15 protein-coding genes and 1 riboswitch are annotated in these 19,149 nt (G+C 74.4%); of the genes, 11 read left to right on the top strand and 4 right to left on the bottom strand.

What is annotated here, in order from left to right:
- The first annotated feature begins 14 nt into the window (after positions 1-14).
- From ACIQUR_RS03090 to ACIQUR_RS03065, 6 genes are all read left to right on the top strand, one after another.
- Positions 15-1,097 (top strand): polyprenyl synthetase family protein, encoded by a 1,083-nt coding sequence (locus tag ACIQUR_RS03090; RefSeq protein WP_403657281.1) that lies wholly within the window; start codon positions 15-17, stop codon positions 1,095-1,097.
- A gap of 112 nt (positions 1,098-1,209) precedes the next feature.
- Entirely contained in the window at positions 1,210-3,465 is a 2,256-nt protein-coding gene (shc, locus tag ACIQUR_RS03085; protein WP_403657278.1) for a squalene--hopene cyclase, read from the top strand.
- Entirely contained in the window at positions 3,465-4,196 is a 732-nt protein-coding gene (locus tag ACIQUR_RS03080; protein ID WP_403657275.1) for a 1-hydroxy-2-methyl-2-butenyl 4-diphosphate reductase, read from the top strand. Before shc ends, ACIQUR_RS03080 begins: the two co-directional genes overlap by 1 nt.
- Before the next feature lie 5 nt (positions 4,197-4,201).
- Positions 4,202-5,224: an adenosyl-hopene transferase HpnH gene (gene hpnH / locus ACIQUR_RS03075; RefSeq protein ID WP_403657272.1), complete on the top strand. Its 1,023-nt coding sequence runs from the start codon at positions 4,202-4,204 to the stop codon at positions 5,222-5,224.
- 31 nt (positions 5,225-5,255) lie between these two features.
- Positions 5,256-7,193 carry a 1-deoxy-D-xylulose-5-phosphate synthase gene (dxs, locus tag ACIQUR_RS03070; RefSeq protein ID WP_403657269.1) on the top strand — a complete coding sequence of 646 codons (1,938 nt, stop codon included), beginning with the start codon at positions 5,256-5,258 and terminating at the stop codon, positions 7,191-7,193.
- Positions 7,190-8,596, top strand: coding sequence for an aspartate aminotransferase family protein (locus ACIQUR_RS03065; protein WP_403657265.1), 1,407 nt, complete (start codon positions 7,190-7,192; stop codon positions 8,594-8,596). The genes dxs and ACIQUR_RS03065 overlap by 4 nt, the downstream gene beginning before the upstream one ends.
- Positions 8,597-8,655: 59 nt before the next feature.
- Here ACIQUR_RS03065 and ACIQUR_RS03060 read toward each other — a convergent pair whose 3' ends face one another.
- Positions 8,656-9,462 (bottom strand): tyrosine-protein phosphatase, encoded by an 807-nt coding sequence (locus ACIQUR_RS03060; RefSeq protein WP_403657262.1) that lies wholly within the window; start codon positions 9,460-9,462, stop codon positions 8,656-8,658.
- 280 nt (positions 9,463-9,742) lie between these two features.
- A riboswitch (cyclic di-AMP (ydaO/yuaA leader) is annotated at positions 9,743-9,932 on the top strand.
- Between the two features lie 4 nt (positions 9,933-9,936).
- Between ACIQUR_RS03060 and ACIQUR_RS03055 the strand changes: the two genes are divergently transcribed.
- The 3 genes from ACIQUR_RS03055 (at position 9,937) to ACIQUR_RS03045 (ending at position 13,327) form a co-directional block, all read left to right on the top strand.
- Complete coding sequence (locus tag ACIQUR_RS03055; RefSeq protein WP_403657259.1) at positions 9,937-10,920, top strand: peptidoglycan DD-metalloendopeptidase family protein; 984 nt, start codon at positions 9,937-9,939, stop codon at positions 10,918-10,920.
- A gap of 186 nt (positions 10,921-11,106) precedes the next feature.
- The gene (locus tag ACIQUR_RS03050) at positions 11,107-11,916 is read left to right on the top strand and encodes an SGNH/GDSL hydrolase family protein (protein ID WP_403657256.1); all 810 of its coding nucleotides are present in this window, start codon (positions 11,107-11,109) and stop codon (positions 11,914-11,916) included.
- Between the two features lie 199 nt (positions 11,917-12,115).
- Complete coding sequence (locus ACIQUR_RS03045; protein ID WP_403657253.1) at positions 12,116-13,327, top strand: MBL fold metallo-hydrolase; 1,212 nt, start codon at positions 12,116-12,118, stop codon at positions 13,325-13,327.
- A 57-nt stretch (positions 13,328-13,384) separates the two neighbouring features.
- Here ACIQUR_RS03045 and ACIQUR_RS03040 read toward each other — a convergent pair whose 3' ends face one another.
- From ACIQUR_RS03040 to ACIQUR_RS03030, 3 genes are all read right to left on the bottom strand, one after another.
- Complete coding sequence (locus ACIQUR_RS03040) at positions 13,385-13,804, bottom strand: VOC family protein (protein ID WP_403657250.1); 420 nt, start codon at positions 13,802-13,804, stop codon at positions 13,385-13,387.
- Positions 13,805-13,930: 126 nt separating this feature from the next.
- On the bottom strand, positions 13,931-15,169 hold the full coding sequence (locus ACIQUR_RS03035; protein WP_403657247.1) for an RNA polymerase sigma factor: 1,239 nt from the start codon (positions 15,167-15,169) through the stop codon (positions 13,931-13,933).
- Positions 15,166-15,600, bottom strand: a complete 435-nt coding sequence (locus ACIQUR_RS03030) for a YciI family protein (RefSeq protein ID WP_403657244.1) — start codon at positions 15,598-15,600, stop codon at positions 15,166-15,168. Before ACIQUR_RS03030 ends, ACIQUR_RS03035 begins: the two co-directional genes overlap by 4 nt.
- 365 nt (positions 15,601-15,965) lie before the next feature.
- Here ACIQUR_RS03030 and ACIQUR_RS03025 point away from each other — a divergent pair, with 365 nt between their 5' ends.
- Both ACIQUR_RS03025 and ACIQUR_RS03020 read left to right on the top strand, forming a co-directional pair.
- A complete protein-coding gene (locus ACIQUR_RS03025; protein ID WP_403657241.1) occupies positions 15,966-17,729 on the top strand; it encodes an ABC-F family ATP-binding cassette domain-containing protein in 1,764 nt (587 codons plus the stop codon).
- 121 nt (positions 17,730-17,850) lie between these two features.
- Positions 17,851-19,149, top strand: a complete 1,299-nt coding sequence (locus tag ACIQUR_RS03020; RefSeq protein ID WP_403658001.1) for a flavin-containing monooxygenase — start codon at positions 17,851-17,853, stop codon at positions 19,147-19,149.

The raw sequence follows: 19,149 nt of genomic DNA, 5'->3' as shown, positions 1-19,149 counted from the left end.
CAAGAGGAGAGCCAGTGAACCCGGGGAACCCGGCTGTCGAGAACGCCCGCGCAGGGAACGCGGAGCGGACGGACGTGATCGCGCTGCTGGAGCGCGGACGCGAGCTGTCCACGCCCGTACTGCGCGCGGCCGTCGACCGGCTCGCACCGCCCATGGACACCGTCGCGGCCTACCACTTCGGGTGGATCGACGCCGAGGGCCGCCCGTCGGCCGGCGACGGCGGCAAGGCGGTGCGCCCCGCGCTCGCGCTCATCTCCGCGGAGGCCGCGGGCGCCGCGGCCGAGGTCGGCATCCCCGGCGCCGTGGCCGTGGAGCTCGTCCACAACTTCTCGCTGCTGCACGACGACCTGATGGACGGCGACGAGCAGCGACGCCACCGCGACACCGTCTGGAAGGTGCACGGCCCGGCCCAGGCCATCCTCGTCGGCGACGCCCTCTTCGCGCTGGCCAACGAGATCCTGCTGGAGATCGGCACGGTCGAGGCCGGCCGCGCCACCCGCCGCCTGACCACCGCCACCCGCAAGCTCATCGACGGCCAGGCCCAGGACATCTCCTACGAGCACCGCGAGCGCGTCAGCGTCGCGGAGTGCCTGGAGATGGAGGGCAACAAGACCGGCGCCCTGCTGGCCTGCGCGGTCTCGATCGGCGCGGTGCTCGGCGGCGCCGACGACCGCACCGCCGACAAGCTGGAGGAGTACGGCTACCACCTGGGCCTCGCCTTCCAGGCCGTGGACGACCTGCTCGGCATCTGGGGCGACCCCGAGTCCACCGGCAAGCAGACCTGGAGCGACCTGCGCCAGCGCAAGAAGTCCCTGCCCGTGGTCGCGGCCCTCGCCGCCGGCGGCCCGGCCTCCGAGCGGCTCGGCGAGCTGCTCGCCGCCGACGCCAAGAGCAGCGACCTCGACAGCTTCTCCGAGGAGGAGTTCGCCGCCCGCGCCGCCCTCATCGAGGAGGCCGGCGGCCGCCGCTGGACCGAGGAGGAGGCCCGGCGCCAGCACGCGATCGCCGTCGCCGCCCTCGACGAGGTGCAGATGGAGCAGAAGGTCCGCGATCAGCTCGTGGCGCTGGCGGACTTCGTCGTCGTACGCAAGAGATGATCACCTCCGGGAGATGAATCGCGAGTCGCCGGCCGGCGCCACCTGCTCTTGACCCGGTGCCGGCCGACGGCGCACCCCAGCACAGCAGAGGACACTGCACGAAGGGGAAGCCATGACAGCGACGACCGACGGAGGCGCCGGCCCGGCGGGGCGGGGCGCCGAAGCGGCCAGCACGAGCGACGCGGCACGGGTCGGCGCGCCCGCCCCCGCCGCGGGCGCCGGACCCGGTCCGGACGGGCCGGCGGACGGGCATCCGGACGGGCATCCGGACCGGCCGGCGGACGGGCATCCGGACGGGGCCGCGGGAGGGTCCGCGGTCGGGCCTGCGGACCGGGCCGCACCGGCGGTGGTGCGCGAGGCCGTCGAGCGGGCCACCGGGCACCTGCTCGCCCGGCAGGACCCGGCCGGCTGGTGGAAGGGCGACCTGGAGACCAACGTCACCATGGACGCCGAGGACCTGCTGCTGCGCCAGTTCCTCGGCATCAGGGACGAGCCCACCACCCGGGCCGCCGCGCTCTTCATCCGGGGCGAACAGCGCCCGGACGGCACCTGGGCCACCTTCCACGGCGGCCCGTCCGAGCTGTCCGCCACCGTCGAGGCGTACGTCGCCCTCCGGTTGGCCGGAGACGCCCCCGACGCGCCGCACATGGCCCGCGCCTCCGCCTGGATCCGCGCCAACGGCGGCATCGCCCGGGCCCGCGTGTTCACCAGGATCTGGCTCGCCCTGTTCGGCTGGTGGCGCTGGGAGGACCTGCCCGAGCTGCCCCCCGAGCTGATCTACCTGCCGCCCTGGTTCCCGCTCAACATCTACGACTTCGGCTGCTGGGCCCGGCAGACGATCGTCCCGCTCACCGTGGTCTCCGCCAAGCGGCCGGTGCGCCCCGCCCCCTTCACGCTCGACGAGCTGCACGCCGACGCCCGGAACCCCAACCCGCCGCGGCCCCTCGACCCGGTCACCACCTGGGACGGCTTCTTCCAGCGGATGGACAAGGCCCTCCACGTCTACCACCGCCTCGCGCCCCGCAGACTGCGCCGGGCGGCCATGAACACCGCCGCCCGCTGGATCATCGAACGCCAGGAGAACGACGGCTGCTGGGGCGGCATCCAGCCCCCCGCCGTCTACTCCGTCATCGCCCTCCACCTCCTCGGCTACGACCTGGAGCACCCGGTCATGAAGGCCGGACTGGAGTCCCTGGACCGGTTCGCCGTCTGGCGCGAGGACGGCGCCCGCATGATCGAGGCCTGCCAGTCGCCCGTCTGGGACACCTGCCTGGCCGCCATCGCGCTCGCCGACGCCGGCCTGCCCCCGGACCACCCGGCGCTGGTCAAGGCCGCCGACTGGATGCTGGACGAGGAGATCGCGCGGCCCGGCGACTGGACCGTGCGCCGCCCCGGCCTCGCCCCCGGCGGCTGGGCCTTCGAGTTCCACAACGACAACTACCCCGACATCGACGACACCGCCGAGGTGGTCCTGGCGCTGCGCCGGATCCGGCACCCGCAGCCCGCCCGCGTCGAGGGCGCCATCCGGCGGGGCGTCAGCTGGAACCTCGGCATGCAGTCGAAGAACGGCGGCTGGGGCGCCTTCGACGCCGACAACACCAGCCCCTTCCCCAACCGGCTGCCCTTCTGCGACTTCGGCGAGGTCGTGGACCCGCCCTCGGCCGACGTCACCGCCCACGTGGTGGAGATGCTGGCCGTCGAGGGCCGGGGCCAGCACCCGCGCACCCGGCGCGGGGTCGAGTGGCTGCTCGCGGAGCAGGAGCCGGACGGCTCCTGGTTCGGCCGCTGGGGCACCAACTACGTGTACGGGACCGGCTCCGTGGTCCCCGCGCTCGTCGCCGCCGGGATCGCGCCCGGCCATCCGGCGGTGCGCCGGGCGGTCGGCTGGCTGGAGTCCGTACAGAACGAGGACGGCGGCTGGGGCGAGGACCAGCGCTCGTACCACGACAGGAGCTGGGCCGGCCGCGGCGAGTCCACCGCCTCGCAGACGGCCTGGGCGCTGCTCGCGCTGCTGGCGGCGGGGGAGCGGGACGGCAGGGCCGTCGAGCGCGGCGTCGCCTTCCTGACCGGTACGCAGCGTCCGGACGGCTCCTGGGACGAGCCGCACTTCACCGGCACCGGCTTCCCCTGGGACTTCTCCATCAACTACCACCTGTACCGGCAGGTCTTCCCGCTCACCGCGCTCGGCCGCTACCTGTACGGAGAACCGTTCGCCCCCGGCGGTCCGGGCGCCCGCACCGCGGTGCGGGCCGACGGGACCGCGAGCGGGACCGCCTCCGGCGGGGAGCGGCCGGCGGGGGCGGCGGCCCCCGTGCCGGGCGAGGGCGTGCCGCCGCGCGCCGCACCGGTCGTGGACGGCGGGGCCTGATGGCCGGCGGCAGGTCCGGCCCGGGACCCCACGCGGCGGACCCCGGTCCGGTGCCCCCGCTGCTGGTCGCCTGTGCGCTCGGCATCGAGCGCCTCGCGCTGCGCGGCGGCGCGCGCCGCGGGGCGGACGGCCCGCTCACCGTCCTCCGGACCGGCATGGGCCCCCTGGCGGCCGAGCGGGCGGTGGGCCGTGCCCTCGCCCGGCCCGGCATGGCGGGGGCGGCCGTGGTGGCCACCGGGTTCTGCGCCGGGCTGCTGCCCGGCATGCACCCCGGCGACCTGGTGGTCGCGGAACGCACCCGCGACCCCAGAGGCGACGTCGTCTGCGACGGCACCGCCGCACTCGCCGAGGCCCTGGCCGGGGCCGTGCCCGGCCGCACGGTCCACACCGGAGTGCTGACCGGCTCCGACCACGTCGTGCGCGGCCCCGAGCGCGCCGAACTGCAGGCCGCCGGGGCCATCGCGGTGGACATGGAGTCCGCCGCCACGCTGTGGACGGCGGTCCACGCACCGCCCGGCCCGGATGCCCCGGCCGGGCATCCGGCGCACCCGGCCCCGTACACCCCCGGACGGCGCCCGGTTGCGGCCGTCCGGGTGATCGTGGACGCTCCGGAGCATGAGCTCGTCCGAATCGGCACGGTACGCGGTGGAATATCGGCCTTCCGTGTCCTTCGTGCCGTCCTTCCCGTTTTCCATGACTGGCACCGTTCTTCGCTGCTCCCCAGGAGGTGAGCCAGATGGCCATGCCGCTGCGACAGTCCATCAGGGTCGGGACCTATCTCTTCGAACAGAAGCTCCGCAAGCGTGAGAAGTTCCCGCTCATCGTCGAGCTGGAGCCGCTCTACGCCTGCAACCTGAAATGCGAGGGCTGCGGCAAGATCCAGCACCCGGCGGGTGTGCTCAAGCAGCGGATGCCGGTGGCCCAGGCGGTCGGCGCCGTGCTGGAGTCGGGCGCCCCGATGGTCTCCATCGCGGGCGGCGAGCCGCTGATGCACCCCCAGATCCACGAGATCGTCCGGCAGCTGGTGGCCAAGCGGAAGTACGTCTTCCTGTGCACCAACGCGCTGCTGCTGCGCAAGAAGATCGAGAACTTCCGCCCCTCGCCGTACTTCGCCTTCGCCGTGCACATCGACGGCCTCCGCGAGCGGCACGACGAGTCCGTCGCCAAGGAAGGCGTCTTCGACGAGGCCGTGGCGGCCATCAAGGAGGCCAAGCGCCGGGGCTTCCGCGTCACCACCAACTCGACCTTCTTCAACACGGACACCCCCCAGACCGTCATCGAGGTCCTCAACTTCCTCAACGACGACCTCCGGGTCGACGAGATGATGATCTCGCCCGCCTACGCCTACGAGAAGGCGCCCGACCAGGAGCACTTCCTCGGCGTCGAGCAGACCCGCGAGCTGTTCCGGAAGGCCTTCGCGGGCGGCAACCGGCGCCGCTGGCGGCTCAACCACTCGCCGCTCTTCCTCGACTTCCTGGAGGGCAAGGCGGACTTCCCCTGCACGGCCTGGGCCATCCCCAACTACTCCCTCTTCGGCTGGCAGCGGCCCTGCTACCTGATGAGCGACGGCTACGTGCCCACGTACCGCGAGCTCATCGAGGACACCGACTGGGACAAGTACGGCCGGGGCAAGGACCCCCGGTGCGCCAACTGCATGGCGCACTGCGGCTACGAGCCGACCGCCGTCCTGGCCACCATGGGCTCCCTCAAGGAGTCCCTGCGCGCCGCCCGCGAGACCGTCTCGGGCAACCGCGACTGAGGAGCGGCACACGATCACCAGGGGGACCAGCATGTCGATTCTCGAAGGGATCCGGGGACCGCACGATCTGAAAGCGGTTCCCGGCGAACTCCTGGCCGAACTCGCCGGTGAAATCCGGGAATTCCTGATCCACGCGGTCGCCAGGACCGGCGGCCACCTCGGACCCAATCTCGGCGTGGTCGAACTGACCATGGCCCTGCACCGCGTGTTCGATTCGCCGGTGGACCGCATTCTCTGGGACACCGGCCACCAGAGTTACGTGCACAAACTGCTCACCGGCCGTCAGGACTTCTCGAAACTCCGCGGAAAGGGCGGCCTCTCCGGATATCCGTCCCGCGAGGAATCCGAGCACGACGTCATCGAGAACTCGCACGCCTCCACCGTCCTCGGCTGGGCCGACGGCCTCGCCAAGGCCCGGCAGCTGCGCGGCGGCCCCGGCCACGTCGTCGCCGTCACCGGCGACGGCGCCCTCACCGGGGGCATGGCCTGGGAGGCGCTCAACAACATCGCGGCCGCCGACCGCCCCCTCGTGATCGTCGTCAACGACAACGAGCGCAGCTACGGCCCCACCATCGGCGGCCTCGCCGGCCACCTGGCCGCCCTGCGCACCGCCGACGGCTACGAGCGGCTCCTGGCCCGGGGCCGGGACCTGCTGGAGCGCACGCCCGTCGTCGGCAAGCCGCTCTACGGGAGCCTGCACGGCGCGAAGAAGGGCTTCAAGGACGCCTTCGCGCCCCAGGGCCTGTTCGAGGACCTGGGCCTGAAGTACATCGGCCCGGTCGACGGGCACGACACCGGGGCGCTGGAGGCCGCGCTGCACCGGGCCAAACGATTCCGCGGCCCGGTCCTCGTGCACTGCATCACCGAGAAGGGCCGCGGCTGTCCCCCCGCCCTGGCCGACGAGGCCGACCGCTTCCACACCGTCGGCGTCATCGACCCCGGCACCGGCCTGCCGCTGGAGACCCCGGCACCCTCCTGGACCTCCGTCTTCGGCGACGAACTGGCCCGGATCGGGGCCGAACGCCCCGACGTGGTCGCCGTCACCGCGGCGATGCTCCACCCCGTCGGCTTCACCGAGTTCGCCGCCCGCTTCCCCGACCGCGTCTGGGACGTCGGCATCGCCGAGCAGCACGCCGCCACCTCGGCCGCCGGCCTCGCCGCCGGCGGACTCCACCCGGTCGTCGCCGTCTACGCCACCTTCCTCAACCGGGCCTTCGACCAGGTCCTGATGGACGTGGCCCTCCACCGGTGCGGCGTCACCTTCGTCCTGGACCGGGCCGGCGTCACCGGCACCGACGGCCCCTCCCACAACGGCATGTGGGACCTGTCGGTCCTCCAGGTCGTCCCCGGCCTGCGCATCGCCGCCCCGCGCGACGCCGACCAGCTCCGCGCCCAGCTGCGCGAGGCCCTCGAAGTCTCCGACGCGCCGACCGTGCTCCGCTTCCCCAAGGAGGCCGTCGGAGCCCCGGTGCCCGCGGCCGGCCGGGTCGGCGGCATGGACCTGCTGCTGCGCGCCGGACCCGGCCGGGAGGACGTGCTGATCGTCTCCGCGGGCGTGATGGCCCCGGTCTGCCTCGGCGCCGCCGAGCTGCTCGCCGCCCGGGGCATCTCCTGCACCGTGGTGGACCCGCGCTGGGTCAAGCCGCTCGACGAGGCCCTCGTACCGCTGGCCGCCCGGCACCGGCTGGTCGCCGTGGTCGAGGACAACAGCCGCACCGGGGGCGTGGGCTGGGCCGTCGCCCAGCAGCTGCGCGACGCGGGGACCGACGTACCGCTGCGGTCCTTCGGGATCCCCGAGCGGTTCCTCGCGCACGCCAAACGCGGCGAGGTGCTCGCCGACATCGGGCTGACCCCGGTCGAGATCGCCGGGGGCATCGCCCGCGCCCTGGGGGGCCAGGAACAGCGCGACGGGACCGCGGCGGCGCTCCGCGGCCAGGCCGGCGCGCCCGAGGAGGAGAACACCGCATGACAGAGGACCCCACGGCCGCGGGGAAGGGCTTCGACCTCGGCCGGCTGCTGGCCGAACGCGGCGGGGAGCGGTACGAACTGCACGCCCGCCACCTCAACCACCAGCTGCCCCGGATGCTGCACACCATCGGCTTCGACAAGGTCTACGAGCGGGCCGAGGGCGCCCACTTCTGGGACGCCGAAGGCCACGACCACCTCGACATGCTGGCCGGCTTCGGCGTGATGGGCCTGGGCCGGCACCACCCGGTGGTCCGCAAGGCGCTGCACGACGTGCTCGACGCCTCGCTCGCCGACCTCACCCGCTTCGACTGCCAGCCGCTGCCCGGGCTGCTGGCCGAGCGGCTGCTCTCGTACAGCCCCCACCTGGACCGGGTCTTCTTCGGCAACAGCGGCACCGAGGCCGTGGAGACGGCGCTGAAGTTCGCCCGCTACGCCACCGGCCGGCCCAGGGTGCTGTACTGCGCCCACGCCTTCCACGGCCTGACCGCCGGCTCCCTCTCGGTCAACGGCGAGAACGGCTTCCGCGACGGGTTCGCCCCGCTGCTGCCCGACACCGCGGTGCCGCTCGGGGACCTCGGCGCCCTGGAGCGGGAGCTGCGCCACGGGGACGTGGCCGCCCTGATCGTCGAGCCGGTCCAGGGCAAGGGGGTGTACCCGGCGCCGCCCGGCTACCTGCGGGCCGCGCAGGAGCTGCTGCACCGGCACAAGGCCCTGCTGATCGCCGACGAGGTGCAGACCGGCCTCGGCCGGACCGGCGACTTCTACGCGTACCAGCACGAGGCGGGCGTCGAGCCCGACCTGGTGTGCGTGGCCAAGGCGCTCTCCGGCGGGTACGTGCCGGTGGGCGCCACCCTCGGCAAGGACTGGATCTTCAAGAAGGTCTACTCGTCCATGGACCGGGTGCTGGTGCACTCGGCCAGCTTCGGGTCCAACGCGCAGGCGATGGCGGCCGGGCTCGCGGTGCTCTCGGTGATGGACGACGAGGGGCTGGTGGCGCACGCGCGGGCGACGGGCGACCTGCTGCGCGGCCGGCTCGCGGCCATGGTGGGCGAGTACGAGCTGCTGCACGAGGTCCGCGGCCGCGGGCTGATGATCGGCATCGAGTTCGGCCGGCCCTCGTCGCTGGGGCTGCGCAGCCGGTGGACGATGCTCCAGGCGGCCCGCAAGGGACTCTTCGCTCAGATGGTGGTCGTCCCGCTGCTGCAGAAGCACCGGATCCTGACGCAGGTCTCCGGCGACCACCTGGAAGTGATCAAGCTCATTCCGCCGCTGGTGATCGACGAGGCGGACGTGGAGCGGTTCGTCGCCGCCTTCCGGGACGTGATGGACGAGGCCCACGGCGGCGGCTCGCTGATGTGGGACTTCGGGCGGACGCTGGTGAAGCAGGCGGTCGCGGGGCGCTGAGCGGCGGCACGGACCCGCACGCGTGTCCGCGTGCGGGTCCGTCGCGTTCTGGCGGGGCGTCAGTCCAGCAGGCGCTCGCGCAGCCGGTCCAGGGTGTCGGGGCCCAGCGCCAGCCCCTCGGCCAGGTAGCCGTCGACCCCGCCCCAGACCTCGTCGATGGTGGCGAAGGCCGCCTCCAGGTACTCGGCCCGCGCGTCGAAGAGCGGGCCGAGCAGCGCCATCACCTCGGCGGAGCGGGCCTCGGGGGCGTCGCTGCCGCGGCGGACGCGGTAGCGGCGGTGCGGGGCGTTCGACTCCAGGTAGTCCGTGACGATGGCCCCGCGCTCCACGCCGAGCGCGAGCAGGGTGACCGCGATGGACAGGCCGGCCCGGTCCTTGCCGGCCGCGCAGTGCATCAGCGCGGGGACGCTGTCCTCGGCGAGGGCGTGCACCACCCGGCTGTGCTCGGCCGTCCGCTCCTTGATCATTTTGCGGTACGAGGCGGACATGCGCGCCGCGGCCCGGCCGTCGCCCAGGACCTCCTCCAGCTGGGCGAGGTCGCCGTCGCGGACCATCTTCCAGAACTCCGCGCCGTCGGCGGGGTCGGAGAGCGGGATGTTGACGTTGCGCACGCCCGGCAGCTCGACGTCGGGGCCCTCCAGCGCCTTGTCGGCGGCGTTGCGGAAGTCGAAGACGGTGTGCAGTCCGAGCGATGCGAGGTAGTGCGCATCGGTATCGGTGGCATGTGCCAGATGTCCGCTTCGGAACAGACGCCCCGTTCGCACCCTCCGTCCATCCGTGGTCGGAAGTCCGCCCACATCGCGGAAGTTGCGCACGCCGGTCAGCTCCGGCTCGGTCGACGGCGCCTGGGGTATCTGCTGGGTCACGTGGGGGCTCCTGGCGGCTCGGGGGACATGTCCGAATTGCACTACTTGGCGTCAAGTTACCGCAATGAGGCGGCAGATGTGCGACCTCCTCGTGAGGCAGATCATACGGTGACCGTCCGTGGCTGCGATGGAATCCCGAATTCCGCTGTGGTGCTGGCTGTTACACGTCCGCAATAGACGGAGTGTGACGGGAATTCCGTCGATCATTCATCCGGGTGATTCCCCACGGGAATTCGCGGCTTGTTCCGTCTGAGGGCGCTGGATTACCGTCGCCGTCGATCCGGGTGGAACGCCGAATCCTGCCGCCTCCCGGAAACCGCACCCGACCACTCGTGCGGCAGGAGCGGGGGAACCAGGTAAGCCGCCGGACGCGATCTTCTCGCGCCGGCTCGGGGTGAAGCCGCACGCGTGCGGCCGGGCATCTCCAGCCCGAACCCGACAGCTCACCTCGCAGGCGCCGGAGAGGAATGCGCCATGCCCGGAAAGGGTAAGCACCGCCGCCCCAAGTCCAGCCCGATAACCCGCGGTTTCGTCGCCGCCGGTACCGGAGGCGCCGCCCTCGCGCTGCCGCTGATGGGGGCCGCCGGCGCCCACGCCGCCGGGCCGGCCGCCGCCCCGCAGGCGCTGCCCGCGCAGGCCGCCCAGGCTCCGCTGGCCGCTCCGGCCGCCGTCCTCGCCGCGGCCCCGCAGGCCGCCCCCGCCACGTACACCGTGGTGGCCGGCGACCACCTCTCCAAGATCGCGTACGAGCACCACCTGAGCGGCGGCTGGCAGAAGCTCTACGCCGACAACCGCGAGGCCGTCGGCGGCAACCCCTCCCTGATCCACCCCGGCCTGGAGCTCACCCTGGGTGCCGCGGCCGCGCCGAAGGCCGCCGAGGCTCCGGCGAAGCCCGCCGCCGCGCCCAAGCCGGTGAAGAAGACCCCGGAGAAGACCCGCCAGAAGGCCGTCCGCAAGAGCGAGCCGAAGGCCGCCGCCCAGGACTCCGGTGCCGACCGGTCCGCGGCCACCGCCAGCCGCTCCACCCAGCGCTCCGCCGCCGCGGTGAGCGCCGCCGGCTTCGTCGCCCCGGTCAGCGGCGGCATCAGCACCTCCTACCGGGCCGGCGGCGGCATGTGGGCCAGCGGCTACCACACGGGCGTCGACTTCTCGGTCGGCTCCGGCACCACGGTCCGCGCGGTCGGCGCCGGCACCGTGGTCTCCGCCGGCTGGGGCGGCGCGTACGGCAACGAGGTGATCATCCGGCACGAGGACGGCCGCTACTCCCAGTACGCCCACCTCTCCTCGCTCAACGTCTCCGCGGGCCAGTCGGTCGGCGCCGGCGACAGCATCGGCCTCTCCGGTTCCACGGGCAACTCCACCGGCCCGCACCTGCACTTCGAGATCCGTACGGGTCCGAGCTACGGCGACGACATCGACCCGCTGGCCTACCTGCGGGACAAGGGCGTCAGCGTCTGAGCCACGCCGGCGGGCGCCCCCGCGGCGTCCGACGCGCACACCGAGGCAGCCGTACGGCCGGGACCCGAGGGGGGTCCCGGCTGTACGGCTGTTTTCGGCCAAACTGACCGGGTGGTCCAGATCACCCCGCGTCAACCCCTTCCTACGGTCGCGTAGGTCACATCCTTCGGTGAAGGATGTGCTCCCGTGGCAGGAGAATCGACACCTTCAACAGCAACAGCACCCGTATCCACCCTCCCCATCGGCTCGTACGCCGCCATCGGGGACAGCTTCACCGAGGGCGTCGGAGACCCCGGCCCCGACGGCGCCTTCCTCGGCTGGGCCGACCGGCTGGCGGTCCTGCTCGCCGACCGCCGCGACGAGCACGACTTCCGGTACGCCAACCTCGCCGTACGCGGCAGGCTGCTGGACCAGATCGTGGCCGAGCAGGTGCCCCGGGCCAAGGAGCTCGCGCCCGACCTGGTCACCTTCTGTGCCGGCGGCAACGACATCATCCGGCCCGGCAGCGACCCGGACGCGGTCGCCGAACGCTTCGAGGCGGCCGTCGCCGACCTCACCGGCGTCGTGCCCACCGTCATGATCACCACGGGCTTCGACACCCGGGGCGTACCGGTCCTGCGCCACCTGCGCGGCAAGGTCGCCACGTACACCGCGCACGTCCGCTCGATCGCCGACCGGTACGGCTGCCCCGTCCTCGACCTCTGGTCGCTGAAGTCCGTGCAGGACCGGCGGGCCTGGGACGACGACCGGCTCCACCTGTCCCCGGAGGGCCACACGCGGGTCGCGCTGCGCGCCGCGCAGGTCCTCGGCCTTGAGGTGCCGGCCGACCCGGACCAGCCCTGGCCGCCGATGGTGCCCCGCGGCTCCGCCGAGGTCACCCGCGACAACATCCAGTGGGCCCGCGAGCACCTCGTACCGTGGATCGGCCGGCGGCTGCGCGGCGAGTCCTCGGGCGACCACGTCGAGCCCAAGCGGCCCGACCTGCTGCCGCTCTAGCGGGACGGCCGGCACCGGGAGGGCGCGCCCGTACGGGAGAGGGGCGCGCCCGGCCCGGGAACGGCCCGGCGGGGGAAGCGCGGGACGCAGGCGGGGGAGCGGAGGCCTCCGTTTCGCGTGGCGCGGCCGGAATCCTTCGGCGGGCGCGCACGTTGGGAAGGGCAGAGCACACTCACGTCCCATCGTCACAGGAGGCGCCTTGACCGGCTCCCGTCCCCTGCGCGCAGGGCTGCGCGCGCTGCGGCCCGAGGCCTTCGGCGCGGACCCGTCCGGAGAGCGGATGGAGCGGATCCGCCGCTCGCCGAACTTCGCCGACGGCGTCTTCCAGAACCCGGTGGGCACCCGGGAGCGGCCGAGCGGCTCGGCGCTCGCCTTCGCCAAGATCTACTTCCGCAAGGAGGAACGGATCCGGCGCACGCCCCGCGCACCGATCCCGGTGCACCCCACCACCCTGGCCGACATCGCCGGACCCCCGGCCACCGGCCTGCGGCTGACCTGGATGGGCCACTCCAGCGTGCTCGCGGAGATCGACGGCCACCGGGTGCTCTTCGACCCCGTCTGGGGCGACCGCTGCTCCCCCTTCCCCTTCGCCGGCCCCAAGCGGCTGCACGCGGCACCGGTGCCGCTGGCGGCCCTCGGCCCGGTGGACGCGGTGGTGATCTCCCACGACCACTACGACCACCTCGACCTGCCGACGATCAAGGCGCTGGCCGCCACCGACACCGTCTTCGCCGTCCCGCTGGGCGTCGGCGCCCACCTGGAACGCTGGGGCGTGCCGGCCGACCGGCTGCGCGAGCTGGACTGGCACGAGAGCACGAAGGTCGGCGGCCTGACGCTCACCGCGACCCCGGCCCGGCACTTCTGCGGCCGGGGCCTGCGCAACACCCAGCACACCCTGTGGGCCTCCTGGGTGGTGGCGGGCGACGCGCACCGGATCTACCACAGCGGTGACACCGGCTACTTCCCCGGCTTCGCCGAAATCGGCGCCGCCCACGGCCCCTTCGACGCCACCATGATCCAGATCGGTGCGTACAGCGAGTTCTGGCCGGACATCCACATGACCCCCGAGGAGGGCATGCGGGCCCACCTGGACCTCCAGGGCGGCCGGCCGCACGGTGTGCTGCTGCCGATCCACTGGGGCACCTTCAACCTGGCCCCGCACGCGTGGTCGGAACCCGGCGAGTGGACGGCCGACGAGGGCGAGGGGGCGGGCCAGCCGGTCGCGACCCCGCGCCCGGGCGAACCCTTCGAGCCCGCCGGCCCGCTCCCGGTCGAACGCTGGTGGTCCCCGGTCTCCCACGAGGCCCCGCGCACCTGGACGCGCCGCGAGCCGGCCGCCGGACCGGACCAGCCGGCCGGCCGGGCCCACGAGGGGCTCAGGGAAGACCTGGACCTCGCGGGCGACCGGTAGCGGCGTGCGCGAGCGGGCCGCCCGGCACGCCCGGGCGGCCCGCTCGCGTGCTTCGGGTCAGGGCTGTTGTCCGCCGGCGATGTTGACCATCCACGTGATGCCGAAGCGGTCGGTGCACATGCCGAAGACGTCTCCCCACATCTGCTTCTCCAGGGGGACGGACACGGTGCCGGCGGCGGACAGCTTGTCCCAGTAGCCGCGGAGTTCGTCCGCGTCGTCGCCGCTCAGGCTCACGGCGATGTTGTTGCCGGCGTTCAGCGGCATGCCGGGCGGGTTGTCGGCGCCCATCAGGGTGAAGCCGCCGGGCGTCTCCAGCATGCCGTGCATGATCTTGTCCTCGTATCCCGGGGGCGCCTCGCCCCCGAAGCCGCCGTAGGTGTGGACGGCCAGCTCGCCGCCGAAGACCTCCTTGTAGAACTCCATGGCGGACTTCGCGTCGCCGTCGAAGCTGATGTACGGGTTGAGGCGAGAGGGCACGTTCGCTCCCGATGTGACGGATGGTCGGTTCCGGAAGGTTATGCGCCGGCCGGGCGTGGGCGCGGGACCGCAACGGTGCGGCCGGTTCCGCGTCGCGCGGCCCCTGGGCGGGCGCGGTGGTGCCGGTCACGGGTCGAGGCGGGCGGCCCGGGTCTGGAGGTAGCGGCGCTCCGGGAGGCTGAGGGTGGCGCGGGCGGCCGCGCGGTAGGCCTCGGCGGCGCCCTTCGGGTCGCCGGCGCGTTCGAGGAGGTGGCCGCGGACGGCCGCCAGGCGGTGGGAGCGGGCGAGGCGGGGTTCCAGGGCGGTCAGCGCGGCCAGCCCCGCCTCCGGGCCCTCGACCATCGCCAGGGCGACCGCCCGGCCGAGCTCCGCCATCGGGTCGGGGCCGGGCGACCGGGCCACCAGCACGTCGTACAGGGCGAGGATCTGGGGCCAGTCCGTCGTACCGGCGTCCGGTGCCTCGTCGTGCAGGGCGGCGATCGCCGCCTGGAGCTGGTACGGGCCGGGCGGGCCCTCCGCCAGCGCCTCCTCGACCAGGGCGGTCCCCTCGGTGATCGCCGCCCGGTCCCACCGGCCGCGGTCCTGCTCGTCGAGCGGCACCAGCTCGCCGTGCGGACCGGTGCGGGCCGCGCTGCGGGCCTCGGTGAGCAGCATCAGCGCGAGGAGGCCCGTCACCGCGCCCTCGCGCGGCAGCAGCCGGCGGACGGTGCGGGTCAGGCGGATGGCCTCCCGGGCCAGGTCGGCGCGGTGCAGGTCGGGCCCCGAGGTGGCGGTGTACCCCTCGTTGAAGATCAGGTAGAGCACCTGGAGCACGGAGGCCAGGCGGGCGTCGCGGTCCTCGGGACCGGGCGGGCGGAAGGCCCGGTCGGCGCCCGCCTCCTTCAGGCGGGCCTTCGCCCGGCTGATCCGCTGGGCCATCGTCGCCTCGGGGACGAGGTGGGCGCGGGCGATCTCCGCCGTGGTCAGCCCGCCCACCGCCCGCAGCGTCAGCGCGACCCGCCCGGCCGGCGGCAGCACCGGGTCGCAGCACAGGAAGAGCAGGGTGAGCGCGTCGTCGTCGGCCGGCGCGGCCCGCACCTCGCGGGGTTCGAGGCGCACCGCCCGCTCCTCCCGCCGGGCCCGCGCCGTCTCCGCCCGCAGCGCGTCCGTCAGGCGCCGGGCGGCCACCCGGATCAGCCAGCCGCGCGGATTGGCCGGCACCCCGTCCCGGGGCCACTGGCCGGCCGCCGCGAGCAGCGCCTCCTGTACGGCGTCCTCGGCGGCGTCGAAGTGCCCGTACCGGCGCACGAGCGCGCCGAGGACCTGCGGCGCGTGCAGCCGCAGCAGGTCCTCGACGTCCCGCGGGCCGGGCCCGGGTCCGGTCAACCGGTCTCGCCTCCGCCCAGGTCGCCGCCACCGGCCTCGTCGATCTCCCGGATCACGACCGGGAAGACGGGGGCGCCGGACGGCGCCGGGCAGCGCGCCACCCGCGCCGCGATCTCCGTCACCCGCTCCAGGCTCGCGCAGTCGAGCACCCAGTACCCGGCGAGCACCTCCTTCGTCTCCCCGTACGGCCCGTCGGTCACCACCGGCCGGCCCTCCGCGTCCGCGGTCACGTGCCGGGTCCGCGCGGGCTCGGTGAGCCCCTGCGCGTCGACCAGCTCGCCGGACTCCGCCAGGTCGTCGTTGATCGCGTTCATGTGGGCGAACATCGCCTTCAGCTCGGACTCGCTCCAGGCCGGGCTGTGCGCCGAGGCCCGGCCGTTCATGGCGTCGTAGTCGGCCTGCGCGCCCTGCACCATCACCAGGTACTTCATGACGTTCCTCCGTGTCGTTCCTCTGCTCCGTCGGTCCGCTCCGCCGCCGCGCCGCGTGCCGCGGGGCCGGTGCACAGGAGACGTCGGAGCCGGGCCGCGATCCTCGACACCGCGCCGGGCCTCACCGGTACGGGCGTACGGCAGCGGGGCGAAAAGGGCGTGCCGTGGTCCGGGCGGCCCGGCTACGGTGGGCGCATGGGCAGCTTCCACTTCTTCCTCTGATTCCCGGGACCGGGGACGCCTGACCGTCCGGCCGCGCCTCCGCAGGCGCGAGCGCGGGCCCTCGGCGCTCCCGCACCACGTCCCGTGCCCATCGCCGCCGCGCTCCTCGAAGGGGCAGGCCGCCCCCACGTCAGGGAAGAACCATGCGCGAACGCGCCGCCCGCCCGACCGCCCAGCCCTCCGATGCCGTCCCGGCCTCCCCTCCCGTCCAGCCCTCCGCTCCCGTCCAGCCCTCCGCTCCCGTCCCCGCCCCTGGGACCGCCGGCGGCTCCGGGGAGCGGTCCCGGCTCGCCGTCCGCGGGCTGTCGAAGGACTTCGGACCCCGCCGCGTCCTCGACCGGGTCTCCTTCACCGTCCGCCCCGGCGAGCGGGTCGCCGTCGTCGGCGAGAACGGGTCGGGCAAGTCCACGCTGATCCGGCTCCTCGCCGGTCTCGACGCCCCCGCCGAGGGGGAGATCACCGTCCGTGCCCCCGACGGGGTCGCCCACCTCGCCCAGACCTCCGCCCTGCCGGCCACGGCCACCGTCCAGGACGCCGTCGACGCGGCCCTCGGCGACCTGCGCGCCCTGGAACGCGCCCTGCGCCGCGCCGAGGAGACCCTCGCGGACGCCGGCCCCGCCGAACTCGCACGCTACGGCGAGCTGGTGGAGGACTTCGCGCGCCGCGGCGGGTACGAGGCGGACGCGCGCGTCGCCGCCGCCCTCGACCGCCTCGGCGTCGGGGCCATCGGCCGGGACCGCCCCCTGGGCACCCTGTCCGGCGGCGAACGCGCGCGGCTGGACCTCGCCGGGGCGCTCTGCTCGGGCGCCGGGCTGCTCCTCCTGGACGAGCCCACGAACCACCTCGACGGCGACGCCGTCCACTGGCTGCACCGGCGCCTGGCCGCCCATCGCGGCACCGCCCTGGTCGTCACCCACGACCGGGCCTTCCTGCGGGAGTACGCCACCGCCGTCCTGGAGGTCGACGCCGACACCCGTGGCGTGCGCCGCCACGGCGACGGCTGGGACGGCTACCGGGCCGCCCGGGAGGCCGAGCGGCGCCGGCTGGCGCAGGAGCACCGCGAGTGGCGGGAGGAGACCGCCCGGGCCGAGGCGCTCGTCGACGCGTCCGGCACCCGGCTCGCGCGCACCGGCAAGGACCCCCGGCAGGGCTTCGGCAAGCACCGCAGGTCCTCGGAGGCCAAGCTGTCCGGCCGGGTGCGGGCCGCCCGGGCCCGCCTGGACGAACTGCGGGCCCACCCCGTGCCGCCGCCCCCGGTGCCGCTCCGGTTCACCGCCGAGCTGCGCACGGGACCCGCCGGAGCGCCGGCCGAGGGGCCCGTACCGCCCGTGGCCGAGGTGGAAGGGGTGGTGGTCGGGGACCTGCTGCGCGTACCGGCGCTGTACGTGCCGCCCGGCGGCAGGCTGCTGGTGTCCGGCGCCAACGGGGCCGGCAAGACGACCCTGCTGCGGCTGCTGGCCGGCGTACGGCGGGCGGACGCCGGACGGGTCACGGTCAGGACCCGGGTCGGCTACCTCCCGCAGGAGCCGGCGCCGCTGCCCGCGGACCCCGGCGCCACCCTGCTCTCCGGTTACGCGGCCGGGCGTCCCGGCCCGGCGGCGGAGTACGCGGCGGAGCTCCTGGCCATGGGCCTGTTCCGGGCCGAGGACCTGCTGCTGCCGGCCGGGGGCCTGTCGGCGGGCCAGCGCCGCCGGATCGAGCTGGCCCGCCTCGTGTCCCGGCCGGCCGGGCTGCTCGTGCTAGACGAGCCGACCAACCACATCGCCCCGGCGCTGACCGACGAGTTCCAGGAGGCGCTGGCCCGCTACCCGGGCGCGGTCGTCCTCGTGACCCACGACCCGGTGCTGCGGGATGCCTTCCGGGGCGACCGCCTCCACTTGGTCGCCGGCCGCCCGGTGGCGCTCTGACCCGGGGACGCAAACACGCCACGGCGGCGGAACAACCGCCTCCACAAGCCCTGTTGCGGGCTCCGGGGCGATGGCATGATCACGAGCTGGAGACCGGAAGGGAGCACCCGTGGGAGAGACCCTGGGCGTGTGCGTGATCGGTGCGGGCCTGTCGGGACTGGCGGCCGCGCACGCGCTGGCGGCCGACGGGACCGCGTTCGTGTGCCTGGAGAAGGATCCGGACGTCGGCGGCATCTGGCGCCGTCCCGGCGCCGGCGAGACCGGTCCCGGGTACGCGTCGCTGCACCTGAACACCGCCCGGGAGCTGACCGGTTACACCGACTTCCCGATGCCGGACACGCTCCCGCTCTACCCCGGGCACGCCGATGTCGCCGCCTACCTGCGGTCGTTCGCCGAGTGGGCCGGGCTGGTGGACCGCATCGAGTTCGGGACCGAGGTGCTCTCCGTACGCCAGGAGCCGGACGCGACCTGGACGGTGGTCAGCCGGGACGCGTCCGGCGCGCAGGACTCCCGGAGCTTCCGGCACGTGGTCGTCGCCTCGGGGCACAACGACGTGCCGAGCCTGCCGAAGCCCGCGCCGCCGGGCGCGGACTCCTTCGCCGGAACGATCCTGCACGCCCTGGACTACCACGACGGCGCGGACTACCGCGGGCAGCGCGTCGTCGTGGTGGGCCTGGGCGCCTCCGCCGTCGACATCGCCGCCGACCTGTCCCGGCACGCCGCGCGGACCGTGCTCTCGGTGCGCCGGGGCCTGCACATCGTCCCCAAGCAGCTCTACGGCATCTCGGTGGACAAGATGGCCGAGGAGCCCTGGTTCACCGCGATGTCGCTGGCCGAGCAGATCGCCTTCGTCGAGCGGGCCCTGCTCTGCGCCAGGGGCCGGCTCTCGGACTACGGGCTGCCCGAGCCCGACCACCCGATCTTCTCCTCCCCGGTCACCATCTCCGACGAGCTGCTCAGCCGGATCCGGCACGGCGCGGTGACGCCCCGGCCGGCCATCGACCACCTCGACGGGCAGCGGGTCGTCTTCACCGACGGCAGCGCGGAGGAGGCCGACGCGATCGTCTACTGCACGGGCTACCGGATGGACTTCCCCTTCCTGGACCCCGGCTGCCCGGTCGGGCCGTCCGGGGCGGTCGAGCTGTACCGGCGGGTCGTCGCCCCCGACCGTCCCGGCCTGTACTTCATCGGCCTGGTCCGCCCGGTGGGGGCGATCACCCGTCTTGTCGAGGCCCAGTCGCGCTGGGTCGCCCGCCTGGTCGCGGGCACGGCCGCGCTGCCGCCGGCCGCGGTGATGGGGGAGGAGATCGCCGCGTACCTGGCCGGTACGGCCGCCCGCTACGGCACGGCGCGGGGCGGCACCTCGATCCAGGTCGACGTGGGCCCGTACCTGCGGGACATGGGCTCCCTGCTCGCATAG

The organism is Streptomyces sp. NPDC101132, from assembly GCF_044759225.1.
Lineage (GTDB): Bacteria > Actinomycetota > Actinomycetes > Streptomycetales > Streptomycetaceae > Streptomyces.
This window is presented reverse-complemented; position numbering and strand designations above follow the sequence as displayed.

Excerpts from the sequence above, each read along its gene's own strand:
- shc (WP_403657278.1), top strand. The coding sequence starts at position 1,210 with ATGACAGCGACGACCGACGGAGGCGCCGGCCCGGCGGGGCGGGGCGCC.
- ACIQUR_RS03080 (WP_403657275.1), top strand. The coding sequence starts at position 3,465 with ATGGCCGGCGGCAGGTCCGGCCCGGGACCCCACGCGGCGGACCCCGGT.
- hpnH (WP_403657272.1), top strand. The coding sequence starts at position 4,202 with ATGGCCATGCCGCTGCGACAGTCCATCAGGGTCGGGACCTATCTCTTC.
- dxs (WP_403657269.1), top strand. The coding sequence starts at position 5,256 with ATGTCGATTCTCGAAGGGATCCGGGGACCGCACGATCTGAAAGCGGTT.
- ACIQUR_RS03065 (WP_403657265.1), top strand. The coding sequence starts at position 7,190 with ATGACAGAGGACCCCACGGCCGCGGGGAAGGGCTTCGACCTCGGCCGG.
- ACIQUR_RS03055 (WP_403657259.1), top strand. The coding sequence starts at position 9,937 with ATGCCCGGAAAGGGTAAGCACCGCCGCCCCAAGTCCAGCCCGATAACC.
- ACIQUR_RS03030 (WP_403657244.1), bottom strand. The coding sequence starts at position 15,600 with ATGAAGTACCTGGTGATGGTGCAGGGCGCGCAGGCCGACTACGACGCC.
- ACIQUR_RS03025 (WP_403657241.1), top strand. The coding sequence starts at position 15,966 with ATGCGCGAACGCGCCGCCCGCCCGACCGCCCAGCCCTCCGATGCCGTC.